We start from the raw sequence: 11,989 nt of genomic DNA on the forward strand, positions 1-11,989 counted from the left end.
CACTCTAGGGATAACTGCAATTCCTTATGGAGTAAATGGGGGAAGGGCTGTCATCTTCTCGCGCCAGATCCACCTCCAATTCCCTCTAAATCGACGTTTGCAAGGCGTGTCCGAAAAAACAAAAGGCCCACGAATTTTGAAGAGTTCGTGGGCCTGCATGAGACGCGGTGGAACTAGATCACATGTGGTCGATCATCACCTGACCAAACCCTGAACACGACACCTGCGTCGCGCCTTCCAGCAAGCGCGCAAAGTCATACGTCACCTTCTTGCTCAGGATGGATTTCTCCATCGACGAGATGATCAGGTCAGCCGCCTCGAACCAGCCCATGTGGCGCAGCATCATTTCGGCCGACAGGATTTCGGAACCGGGGTTCACGTAGTCCTTGCCGGCGTACTTGGGTGCCGTGCCGTGGGTGGCTTCGAACATGGCCACCGAGTCCGACAGGTTGGCGCCGGGCGCGATGCCGATGCCACCCACCTGCGCAGCCAGCGCGTCAGAGATGTAGTCGCCGTTCAGGTTCAACGTGGCGATCACGCTGTACTCGGAAGGACGCAACAGGATCTGCTGCAAGAAGGCGTCGGCGATGGCATCCTTGACGATGATGTCTTTGCCCGTCTTCGGGTTTTTGAGCTTCATCCACGGGCCGCCGTCGATCAACTCAGCGCCGAATTCGCGCTGGGCCAATGCATAGCTCCAATCGCGGAAGCCACCTTCGGTGTACTTCATGATGTTGCCCTTGTGCACGATGGTCACGCTGGGCTTGTCATTGTCGATGGCGTACTGCAAGGCCTTGCGCATCAGGCGCTCGGTGCCCTCGGTGGTCACGGGCTTGATGCCGATGCCGGAAGTTTCCGGGAAACGGATCTTCTTGACGCCAAACTCGGTCTGCAGGAAAGCGATCAGCTTCTTGGCCTTGTCGCTCTTGGCTTCGAATTCGATGCCGGCGTAGATGTCTTCCGAGTTCTCGCGGAAGATCACCATGTCGATCTTGTGCGGCTCTTTCACGGGCGAAGGCACGCCCTTGAAATAGGTGACCGGGCGCAGACAGACGTACAGGTCGAGTTCTTGGCGCAGCGCCACGTTCAAGGAACGGATGCCACCGCCCACGGGCGTGGTCAGCGGGCCCTTGATCGACACCACGTAGTCCTTGAGGACCTTCAGTGTTTCTTCGGGCAACCACACGTCGGGGCCATAAACCCGGGTTGATTTCTCGCCAGCGTAGATCTCCATCCAATGGATCTTGCGCTGACCGCCATACGATTTCTCAACGGCCGCATCCACGACCTTGATCATCACCGGCGTGATGTCCAAGCCCGTGCCGTCGCCCTCGATGTAGGGAATGATGGGGTTGTGGGGAACATTGAGCGAAAAGTCCGGGTTGACCGAAATTTTTTGCCCACCTTCGGGCACCTTGATGTGCTGGAACATGATTTGTCGTCTCCGCGTTTGGCGTTTCCGTTAAAACGCTGCCATGGATGTCGGCAACGTGTCCTGAGAATTCTACGCGAGCCCCCTGGCTGGCAAGTTAAAAAGAAGCAACTCGCAAGCCAGTGTTTTTTCAGTGCATGCTGCGCGCCAACAAGGACACCATTTTGATGACCGATCTCTTGAAGACCACGGCCCGACGGGCTGCCGCAGCCCTTTGGGTCACCGCCCTGACATGCGTGCCAGTGCAAGCCCAGGATGGGCCGCAACAATTGCCCACCGTGATGCTGGGCATCACTTTCCACAACATCAAGGCCGAGGTGGCCTTGACCCCGCAGCAGCACGAAATTGGTTTGATGCACCGCACCAGCATGGGGCCCAATGACGGCATGATCTTCGTTTTCGAGCGGGCTGGTCAGCAGTGCTTCTGGATGAAGCACACGCTGATCCCATTGGCAGTGGCCTTCATTGCCGACGACGGCACCATCGTCAACCTAGACGAGATGAAGCCCGAAACACTCGACCCGCATTGCTCGACCAAGCCCGTGCGCTACGTGCTGGAAATGAACACGGGCTGGTTCAGCAAGCGCGGTCTGAAACCGGGCATCAAGGTGACGGGCCAGCCCTTCGGCACCCCCAAGTAGTCATCAGCGCGTCTTGGCCGCGATCTTTTCCTTGAGTTGCTGAAGCACGCTCAAGGCGGCCTCTCGCCCAGCCAGGATGGAAAGGCGGCGATTGCCAAAATCGCCACTGCCGATGCCCGACAGCCTGGGCCGCATCACCACGTCAGCATCCTGCAGTTCGTACTGGCTGATGCTGTGGCCCATGATATTGAAGGTTTGCAACAGGATGTCCACCGCGCCTTTGGTCGGCTGGCCTTCCGGAACGGCGGAAATGTCTACCGCGATCACCAGGTCGGCGCCCATCTGGCGGGCGTATTTCACCGGGATGGGCGAGACCAGGCCACCGTCCACGTACTCACGTCCGGCAATGCGCACGGGCGTGAAGACCGCCGGCACCGAGCTGGAGGCCCTCACCGCCGTCCCCGGGTCGCCACGCCTGAAAAGTATAGGCTGCCCGGAGTTCAGGTCGGTGGCGACGATGCCCAAAGGAATCGCCATCTGCTCAATCTGCCGCCCGCCGGTGAAGCCGCGCACGAACTTGGCCAGCGCCTCGCCTTTCATCACTGAACGGCCCGGAAACACCCAATCGGTCATGGTGGATTCGTCCAGCGTCATGGCCATGGATTCGAGTTCGGCCGGGGTTTTGCCGGCGGCGTAGAGGGCTGCCACCACGCTACCGGCCGAGGTGCCCACCACCAGATCTGGCTTGATGCCCTGCTCTTCCAGCACCTGCAGCACGCCGATGTGGGCAAAACCACGCGCCGCGCCGCCGCCCAGGGCCAAACCGATTTTGGGCAGCCTGGGCGCAGGCTTGGCCACCGGCGCATGGAGAACGACCGCAGGCTGCGGTGGCTCAACATGGCGCGTAGCGCAGCCTGCCAGCACCGCCGTCAAGACGATGGAGAGGAGCGCCTTTGTTCGATAGATCGAATCGAAATAAGCAATGTCGTAAAATGTTCTTCTCATTTATATAGGATCTTTTTAGACTTTGGCCATTCTTGGAGTGGGCCCTGGTTGTACAGGCTGCGTGGTCAACCAAGCAGCTTAGTCGTTCCTCACGTCCCCCCATGAAAATCAGAAACCTTGACCTGACCGACAACGCGATCAATGCCGAGCACGAAGCGCTTGGCCTGCCGCCTGTCGAGGACGATGTATCACACCCCTCCAATCATCCGGTTCTCAGAATCGCCGTGTGGGCGGTTGTTTTCCTGCTGGTGGCCATCTTGTGCTACCTGGCTTCACGTCTTTTCAACCCGGCCAACGGGCGCTCTGGCACTGAGCTGATTCTGGAAACGCTCCGTGGCGACACTTTCTGGAAGGCTGCGGCGGTTGGCCTGCTGGCCCAAACTGTGGATGGCGCGCTCGGCATGGCCTACGGCATCACGTCAACCTCGTTCTTGCTGGCATCGGGCGCATCACCCGCCGTGGCCAGTGCCAGCGTGCACATCGCCGAAGTATTCACCACGGGTATCTCGGGCATATCACATGTTAAATTGGGGAACGTCAACAAGAATCTGTTTCTTAGATTGCTGATTCCCGGCATGATTGGCGCCATTTTAGGCGCATGGACGGTTTCATCGATAGACGGAAACATTATAAAGCCTTATGTCGCGGCTTATTTGTTTTGCATGGGCCTGTATATCATCAGCAAGGTATTCAAAACCATCAAGGCCAACAAAAAAGCACCCAAACACGTGGCCAAGTTGGGCTTGTTTGGCGGGTTTGTGGATGCCGTGGGCGGCGGCGGCTGGGGCCCCGTCGTGACGACCACCCTCGTGGGCACCGGGCAAGATCCCCGCACCACCATTGGGTCGGTCAACCTGGCGGAGTTCTTTTTGACCTTCGTGAGTGCGATAGTTTTCGCCATCCTGGTGGGAGAAGGCCCTTGGCCCATCGTTGCAGGCCTGGTAGTAGGTGGCCTGTTTGCCGCACCCTTTGCCGCCTTGCTGACCAGGCGCTTGAACGCCCGTGTTTTGTTGGCGATGGTGGGCACGGTGATCTCGGTGATCAGCGTTTATAATATATACAAGGCATTCAATTAAATCGACAAATTGAATCCGCGTCAGCATTTTGCTCACAGGCGATGAACCATGTATCAGTACACCGAATTTGACAAACAATTTGTCCGCCAACGCGCGGCGCAGTTCCGCGACCAGCTGGACCGCAACCTGGCCGGCAAGCTCAGCGACGAAGAGTTCCGTCCGCTGCGCCTGCAAAACGGCTGGTACGTGCAACGCCATGCGCCCATGCTGCGCGTGGCCGTGCCTTACGGCGAGGTGTCGAGCGTGCAATTGCGCCAGTTGGCCAAAATCTCGCGCGAATACGACCGCAGCTATGCGCACTTCACCACGCGCCAGAACCTGCAATACAACTGGATCCCGCTGACCAAAAGCGCCGACGTGATGGACCTGCTGGCCCAGGTCAACATGCACGGCATCCAAACGTCGGGCAACTGCATCCGCAACATCACCAGCGACGCCTTCGTGGGTGTGGCCTTTGACGAAATCATCGATGCTCGCCCGTACTGCGAAGTCATCCGCCAGTGGTCCACCCTGCACCCGGAATTCGCCTTCCTGCCGCGCAAGTTCAAGATCGCCGTCAATGGCGCCAAGGAAGACCGCGCGGCCACATACTGGCACGACATCGGCCTGCACCTGCGCCACAACGACGCCGGTGAAATCGGCTTCAAGGTGCTGGTCGGCGGTGGCATGGGCCGCACGCCCATCATCGCCAGCGTCATCAGCGAATTCATCCCCTGGCAGCAGATCCTGATCTACATCGAAGCCATCGTGCGGGTCTACAACCGCTATGGCCGCCGCGACAACATGTACAAGGCGCGCATCAAGATCCTGGTCAAGGCCGAAGGCCAGAAGTTCTTCGACCAGGTGGAAGAAGAGTTCAAGCAGATCCTGACGCGCGACGTCGATGGCGCCTCGCACCTGATCCCCCAGGCTGAACTGGACCGCGTGTCGGCCAGCTTCGTGCAGCCCGCAGGCGTGGTGGCGCACGATGCCGCCGGCCATGGCGGCCCCGCCGATGCGCCCGTGGCCTTCACCAAATGGCTGGAGCGCAACACGCATGCCCACAAGGTCAAGGGCTACAAGGCCGTGACCTTGTCGCTCAAGCGCGTGGGCCAGGCCCCAGGCGACGCCACCGACGACCAGATGGACAAGGCCGCCGGCCTGGCCGACCAATTCAGCCAAGGCGAGTTGCGCGTCACGCACGACCAAAACCTGGTGCTGCCCTGGGTGCGCGAAGAAGACCTTTACACGCTGTGGCAAGCCGCCCGCGACGCCAGCTTTGCCGCACCCAACATCGGCCTGCTCAGTGACATGATCGCCTGCCCCGGCGGCGACTTCTGCGCCCTGGCCAATGCGCGCTCCATCCCCATCGCCAACGAACTGATCGAACGCTACCAAGACCTGGACGAGCTCTACGACATCGGCGAGATCGACCTGCACATCAGCGGCTGCATCAACTCCTGCGGCCACCACCACAGCGGCCACATCGGCATCCTGGGCGTGGACAAGGATGGCAGCGAGTGGTACCAAATCACCCTGGGCGGCTCGGATGGCTCCAGCCACGCGCCCGTGAGCACCGTCGGCAAGGTCATCGGCCCCTCGTTCGCCGCCGATGAAGTGGCCGACGTGATCGAGGCCGTGGTCGAGACTTACCGAGGCCAGCGCGCGGCCAACGAAAAGTTCATCGACACGGTCACCCGCGTGGGCCTGGACCCCTTCAAAAATGCCGCCAACGCCGTGCGCCGTTCGACCGCGAAGAAAGCAGCCTGACCATGAAATTCATTGACACCCACCACGACCAGTGGCGCACGGCCGGCGGCGAAGACGGCCCGATCTCTCACCCACCCAAGGTAGACCACAGCCTGCTGACGCTGGGCCAATGGCACGCCGTGCGCGAGCAATGGCCGGCCGACAAGGCCGTGGGCGTGATCTTGCCCAACGATGCCGACATCGAAGTGCTTGAGTGCGACGTGACCAAGCTGTCGCTGGTGGTGCTGCAGTTCCCAAAATGGGTGGACGGCCGCGCCTACAGCCAAGCCCACATCCTGCGCTCGCGCTACCGATTCACGGGCCAGATCCGTGCGACTGGCGAAGTGCTGGTCGACATGATGCCCTTGCTGGCCCGCTCAGGCGTGGACGCCGTGGTGTTGCGCCATGACCAGGAACGTGCCGCCGCCGAGCGTGCGCTCGGCTTCTTCGCCGCGCGTGGCCACTACCAAGGCGACGTGCAACAGACCAAACCGGTGTTCGCAAGATGACCGCCATCGACCTGTATGCCAAGGCCAGCCCCGACTTCGAAGCCAAGCTGGCCGCGACGGTGGTGCTGCTCAAGGAAGCGGCGATCGAGCACCCCGGCAAGGTCGTGCAGGCCACCAGCCTGGGGGTCGAGGACATGATCCTCACCGACCTGATCGCCCGGCACCACATCGACATCGCCATCGGCACGCTTGAAACCGGCATGCTGCACCCACAGACCGTGGCCATGATCGGCACCATCGAGTCGACCTACGACTTGAAGGTTGAGGTCTACCAGCCTGTGCTTGAGGTGGCCATCGAGTTCGTTCGAAAGAACGGCGAGAAGGCCATGTACGAGAGCATCGAGCTGCGCAAAGGCTGCTGTGGCATCCGCAAGCTGGAGCCCCTTAACCGCATGCTGGCCAGCCGCACTGCCTGGGTCACCGGCCTGCGCCGCGAACAGTCCAACAATCGTGCCGATGCCACCATCCGCGAACTGGACGACAAGGGCCGTGTCAAGTTCAACCCGCTGACCGAGTGGACCTGGGGCGATGTGTGGCACTACGTGTCGCTTAACAAGGTTCCCTACAACCCACTGCACGACGAGTTCATGCCCAGCATCGGCTGCGCACCCTGCACGCGCGCCATCGCCGTGGGCGAAGACTTCCGCGCCGGCCGCTGGTGGTGGGAAGACGAGAAAGCCAAGGAGTGCGGCCTGCACGTCCACGCCGAAGAAGGCGCGGCCGAAGAACTGCCCCCGCTCGTGTCCAGCATCCGCCCGACAAATTGAGCCCCTGCCAAAGAACCCAAGACCACGATATGAATGCCCCCGTGAATGTGAACCAACTGCTGGCGGATGTTGACCACCGCCACCTGGACGCGCTGGAAGAAGAAGCCATCTTCATCCTGCGCGAAGTCGCCGCTGCGTTTGAGCGCCCTGCTTTGCTGTTCTCCAGCGGCAAGGACTCGTGCGTGGTGCTGCACCTGGCTGAAAAAGCCTTCAAGATGAAGAAGGAAGGCGGCGGCTCTCCTTCCCAATTTGAAGGCAAGCTTCCCTTCCCACTGCTGCACGTGGACACCGGCCACAACTTCCCCGAAGTGATCGAGTTCCGCGACCGCCGCATTGCCGAGATGGGCGAGCGCCTGATCGTGGCGCACATGGACGAGTCCATCAAGAAGGGCACCGTGCGCCTGGCCTACCCACTGGAATCACGCAACGGCCACCAAACGGTGACCTTGTTAGAGGCCATCGAAGAAGGCCGCTTTGACTGTCTGATGGGCGGGGCCCGTCGTGACGAAGAAAAGGCCCGTGCCAAAGAGCGCATCTTCAGCCACCGCGACAGCTTCGGCCAATGGCAGCCCAAAGAGCAGCGCCCTGAGCTGTGGAACCTGTTCAACACCCGCATCAAACCGGGCGAGCATTTCCGCGCCTTCCCGATCAGCAACTGGACCGAGCTGGACGTGTGGCTCTACATCGAGCGCGAAAAAATCCCACTGCCCAACATCTACTTCAAGCACGCCCGCCAGGTGATGCGCCGCAAGGGCCTGCTGGTGCCGCTGACCGATGTGACGCCCCCGTTGGAAGGCGAAACCGTTGAGACGGTGGACGTGCGCTTTCGCACCGTGGGTGACATGACCTGCACCTGCCCCGTTGAAAGCATTGCTGCCAACCCGGCCGACATCGTGGCCGAAACCCTGCACGTGACCGTGAGCGAGCGCGGAGCCACGCGCATGGACGATCGCACGTCCGAAGCGTCGATGGAACGCCGCAAGAAAGAAGGTTATTTCTGATGAGTACCCCTGAACACAAAGCCCTGCGCTTCCTGACCGCAGGCAGCGTGGACGATGGCAAGAGCACCCTGATCGGCCGCCTGCTGTTCGACAGCCGCGCCATCCTGGCCGACCAGCTCGATGCGCTGGAAAAGCGCGCCGCTGGTGCCCCCATCGACCTGTCGCTGCTGACCGATGGCCTGGAAGCCGAGCGCGAGCAAGGCATCACCATCGACGTGGCCTACCGCTACTTCGCCACCAAAGCGCGCAAGTTCATCATCGCCGACGCCCCGGGCCATGAGCAGTACACGCGCAACATGGTGACGGCCGCCGCAGGCAGTGATGCCGCCGTGGTGTTGGTGGACATCACCAAGATCGACTGGAAGGCCTCGCCCGTGCCCCTGCTGGCACAAACGCGCCGCCACAGCCTGCTGGCCCACCTGCTGCGCGTGCCGAACATCGTGTTCGCCATCAACAAGCTGGACGCCATCGAGCAAGACACGCAAACGGCTTTCGAAAACGTTGCAGCCTCGCTGCGCGCTTTTGCTGAGCAAGCTGGCATCCAGGTCAAGGGCGTGATCCCCGTGTCGGCCCTGCGCGGCGACAACGTGACCACCCCCAGCGCCAACTGGCCCTGGTACAGCGGCCAAACGTTGCTGCAGCTGCTGGAATGCCTGCCCGCCACCGACGAACGCCACGATGGCGCCATGCTGCAACCCGTGCAGTACGTGACCCGTGACAGTGGCAATGAGGGCGAAGGCACCGGCCACCAGCCGCGCACCTTCTGGGGCCGCATCGCCCACGGCTCGGTCAAGGCAGGCGACGCCGTTCAAGCCTTCCCCAGCGGTGAAACTGCCGTGGTGGCCGAGGTGCGCTACAACGCGGAAGTGGTCGCCCGTGGCGAAGCGGGCCAATCGGCCGGCATTGTGCTCGACCGCCAAGTCGATATTTCGCGCGGTGACTGGCTCGCCACCCCCGGCGCCATCAAGCCCGCCGACCAGTTCACCGCCACGCTGGCCTGGCTGGACACCGAGCCCGCTGTGGTCGGCCGCAAGTACTGGGTGCGCCACGGCAACCGCTGGGTGCAGGCGCGCATCACCGCCATCGACAGCCGCATGGACATCCACACCCTGGAAGACCACGACGCGGATCAACTGGCCGTGAACGAGATCGGCCGCGTGCAGATCCACACGCAGCAGCCCCTGCCGGTTGAGCCCTACCTGGACAACCGCATTGGCGGCGCCCTGATCGTGGTCGATCCCACCACCAACCGCACCAGCGGCGCGCTGCTGGTCAAGGCGGCCTGACCGCCTCATGCTGCAACAGGCCCCCAAGCCCATCGCCGCCCGCGTCGTCTTCATTGGCGCGGGGCCGGGTGAGGCCGACCTGATCACGGTGAAGGGCTCGCGTTTGCTGGCCCAGGCCCAGGTGGTGCTGTTCGATGCGCTGGCCGATGCGGCCCTGCAAGACCTGGCCCCCCAGGCGATGTGGGTGGACGTGGGCAAGCGCGGCTTCTCCGGCAAGCCGGGCAGCGATTTCAATGGCCAGACGCGCATCAACCAGTTGCTGGTTGATCATTCCCTGGCCGTGGGTGCGGCCCATGGTGATCAAGGCCTGGTGGTGCGGCTAAAAGGCGGTGACCCCAGCCTGTTCGGCCGCCTGGAAGAAGAGCTCCATGCCCTGCGCGCCGTTGGCATCGCCAGCGAGGTGGTGCCTGGCGTGACCTCAGCCCTGGCCGCCGCAGCCGCCACCCAGCGCCCTCTGACCCGGCGTGGCACTGGCCGCAGCGTCAGCTTCACCACGGCCATGACGCGCACTGGCGAGCTGCAATGCGGCATGGGCCCCGGCCAGCGCGCCGACACCGAAGTTTTCTACATGGCTGGCCGCCAGCTCGACCCGCTGCAAAAGGGCCTGCTGGAGGCCGGCTGGCCTGCGGATACTGCCGTCAGCGTGGTCTCTCGCGCTGGCTGGCCCGACATGCGGCACACCGTTCACACTGTGGGCTCGCTGGACCAAGCCAACGGCACGCACGCAGGCCGCCCGACCCTGGTGATCGTGGGCGCCGGGGCCACTGCCCTGCCCGACGAACCCCTGACCCATCTGCCGATTTGCGGGGACGCTGGCGCGCACCCGTAAAATCCGACCTTCATTTCCGAAATTCAACTTACAAGAGATCGTCATGACTCACGTCGTCACCGAAGCCTGCATCAAGTGCAAATACACCGACTGCGTGGACGTGTGCCCGGTGGACTGCTTCCGCGAAGGTCCCAACTTCCTCGTCATCGATCCCGATGAATGCATCGATTGCGCCGTCTGCATCCCCGAATGCCCGGTCAACGCCATCGTTCCCGAAGAAGACGTGCCCGGCAACCAGCAGCAGTTCATCAAGATCAACGCGGACCTGGCCAAAGGCTGGCCCAGCATCACCAAGCGCAAGCAACCCTTGCCCGACGCCGATGACTGGAAAGACAAGGCCGACAAGCTGGATCAACTGATCCGCTGATCGTGGCGGTGATCGACACCGACACCATCGTCATTGGCGCAGGCCCGGTGGGCCTGTTCCAGGTGTTCCAGCTGGGCCTGCTGGGCCTGAACACCCACGTGATCGACGCGCTGCCTGAAGCGGGTGGCCAATGCGTGGCGCTGTACCCCGACAAGCCCATCTATGACGTGCCCGGCGTGCCCGTGTGCACTGGCCGTGAACTGGCGCAACTGCTGCTGGTCCAGGCCAAGCCATTTCTGACGCGCAACCTGGCATCCGGTCACATCGCCAACCTGCATTTGAACGACCAGGTCGCCAGCGTCCAGCCATTGGCCGACGGCGGTTTCGAGATCGCCACCAGGCAAGGTTTGCAATTTCGTTGCCGCGCCGTGTTCGTGGCCGCAGGTGCTGGCGCCTTCGTGCCACGCAGCTTGAACGTGGCAACGCTGGAGGGCGCGGCCAATGTGCATTTCTACCTGCCTGAAGCGCCCGCTCCTGCACCTTGGGCGGCTCAACACCTGGTCATCGCTGGTGGTGGCGAAGAGGCCCTGTCCACCGTGGCGGCCCTGATTGACTCACCCCTTGAAGTCCGCCCCGCCAGCCTGACTTTGCTGCACCGCCGCGACCAGTTCCAGGCCGATCCCGCGCTGGAGGCCAGCGTTCGCGCCTGGATCGCACAAGGCCGGGTCAAGCTGGCCCTGGGCCTGCCCTCGGGCGCCGACCTGCAAGACGGCCGAGTGACTGCACTGCAAGTGCTGGGCGCTGATGGCGCCACCCACGCCCTGCCCCTGGATCACCTTCTGATCAGGCTGGGCCTGAGCCCCAAGCTCGGCCCGCTGGTCGATTGGGGCTTACAGCTTGACCGCAAGCAGGTCAGCGTGTCGCCCGACAGTTTTCAAAGCTCGGTCAGCGGCATCTACGCCGTGGGCGACATCAACACCTACCCCGGCAAGAAACGCCTGCTGTTGTGCGGCTTTCACGAAGCCACGCTGGCGGCACACCACGCGGTGGCGCAACTCAGGCCCGACCAGCCCCAACACCTTCAATACACCACCACCAGCACCCTGCTGCACCAGCGGTTGGGCCTGGCCTAGTTTCCCCCTTCCTGTTCTCCCATGCTGCAAAAAACAAATCAAGCGTGCCGCCCCAGTGGCACGGTAATCACCCTGTTCGCTTCACTGGTCTGCGCGATTGGCACAGCTGCCAACGCCCAAACCGACAAGCCATCCGAGGCCTTGCCCACGGTCACCGTCAACGCCACCAGCCCGCGTGTCAACCAGGCCAGCATCACCGGCTTTGGTGACACACCCGACTGGCAATTGCCCATGCAGGCGCAAACCTTTTCCAGCACGGCGCTCAAGAACAGCGGCGCGCAACGCCTGTCCGACCTGACCAGCCTGGACGCCAGCATCAGCGACTCGTACAACGC

At 62.4% G+C, this 11,989-nt stretch carries 12 protein-coding genes and 1 pseudogene; 11 read left to right on the forward strand and 2 right to left on the reverse strand.

Annotated features, from left to right (window positions below; translation table 11 throughout):
* Window positions 1–178 precede the first annotated feature (178 nt).
* Entirely contained in the window at window positions 179–1,432 is a 1,254-nt protein-coding gene (gene icd, locus H7225_RS03075) for an NADP-dependent isocitrate dehydrogenase (protein WP_290659318.1), read from the reverse strand.
* 167 nt (window positions 1,433–1,599) lie between these two features.
* Here icd and H7225_RS03080 point away from each other — a divergent pair, with 167 nt between their 5' ends.
* On the forward strand, window positions 1,600–2,073 hold the full coding sequence (locus H7225_RS03080; RefSeq protein ID WP_290659319.1) for a DUF192 domain-containing protein: 474 nt from the start codon (window positions 1,600–1,602) through the stop codon (window positions 2,071–2,073).
* Window positions 2,074–2,076: 3 nt separating this feature from the next.
* On the opposite strand, the gene H7225_RS03085 is transcribed toward H7225_RS03080, so the two are convergent.
* Complete coding sequence (locus H7225_RS03085) at window positions 2,077–3,018, reverse strand: patatin-like phospholipase family protein (protein ID WP_290659320.1); 942 nt, start codon at window positions 3,016–3,018, stop codon at window positions 2,077–2,079.
* Between the two features lie 32 nt (window positions 3,019–3,050).
* On the opposite strand from H7225_RS03085, the gene H7225_RS03090 reads away from it, so the two are divergent.
* The 10 genes and pseudogenes from H7225_RS03090 to H7225_RS03135 form a co-directional block, all read left to right on the forward strand.
* Window positions 3,051–4,094, forward strand: coding sequence for a sulfite exporter TauE/SafE family protein (locus H7225_RS03090; protein ID WP_290659321.1), 1,044 nt, complete (start codon window positions 3,051–3,053; stop codon window positions 4,092–4,094).
* Between the two features lie 48 nt (window positions 4,095–4,142).
* Window positions 4,143–5,843 carry a nitrite/sulfite reductase gene (locus H7225_RS03095; RefSeq protein WP_290659322.1) on the forward strand — a complete coding sequence of 567 codons (1,701 nt, stop codon included), beginning with the start codon at window positions 4,143–4,145 and terminating at the stop codon, window positions 5,841–5,843.
* 2 nt (window positions 5,844–5,845) lie between these two features.
* Window positions 5,846–6,331, forward strand: coding sequence for a DUF934 domain-containing protein (locus H7225_RS03100; protein WP_290659323.1), 486 nt, complete (start codon window positions 5,846–5,848; stop codon window positions 6,329–6,331).
* Window positions 6,328–7,098 carry a phosphoadenylyl-sulfate reductase gene (locus H7225_RS03105; RefSeq protein WP_290659324.1) on the forward strand — a complete coding sequence of 257 codons (771 nt, stop codon included), beginning with the start codon at window positions 6,328–6,330 and terminating at the stop codon, window positions 7,096–7,098. Before H7225_RS03100 ends, H7225_RS03105 begins: the two co-directional genes overlap by 4 nt.
* A gap of 29 nt (window positions 7,099–7,127) precedes the next feature.
* Complete coding sequence (gene cysD / locus H7225_RS03110) at window positions 7,128–8,099, forward strand: sulfate adenylyltransferase subunit CysD (protein WP_290659325.1); 972 nt, start codon at window positions 7,128–7,130, stop codon at window positions 8,097–8,099.
* Entirely contained in the window at window positions 8,099–9,385 is a 1,287-nt protein-coding gene (locus H7225_RS03115; protein ID WP_290659326.1) for a GTP-binding protein, read from the forward strand. The genes cysD and H7225_RS03115 overlap by 1 nt, the downstream gene beginning before the upstream one ends.
* Window positions 9,386–9,392: 7 nt before the next feature.
* Window positions 9,393–10,214, forward strand: a complete 822-nt coding sequence (gene cobA, locus H7225_RS03120; protein ID WP_290659327.1) for a uroporphyrinogen-III C-methyltransferase — start codon at window positions 9,393–9,395, stop codon at window positions 10,212–10,214.
* A gap of 43 nt (window positions 10,215–10,257) precedes the next feature.
* Window positions 10,258–10,581, forward strand: coding sequence for a ferredoxin FdxA (fdxA, locus tag H7225_RS03125; RefSeq protein ID WP_290659328.1), 324 nt, complete (start codon window positions 10,258–10,260; stop codon window positions 10,579–10,581).
* Between the two features lie 2 nt (window positions 10,582–10,583).
* Window positions 10,584–11,654 carry an NAD(P)/FAD-dependent oxidoreductase gene (locus H7225_RS03130; protein WP_366481281.1) on the forward strand — a complete coding sequence of 357 codons (1,071 nt, stop codon included), beginning with the start codon at window positions 10,584–10,586 and terminating at the stop codon, window positions 11,652–11,654.
* Window positions 11,655–11,675: 21 nt separating this feature from the next.
* Window positions 11,676–11,989: pseudogene (locus H7225_RS03135) on the forward strand (hypothetical protein); the annotation flags it as partial.

Source organism: Aquabacterium sp. (assembly GCF_014378415.1).
GTDB lineage: Bacteria > Pseudomonadota > Gammaproteobacteria > Burkholderiales > Burkholderiaceae_C > Aquabacterium.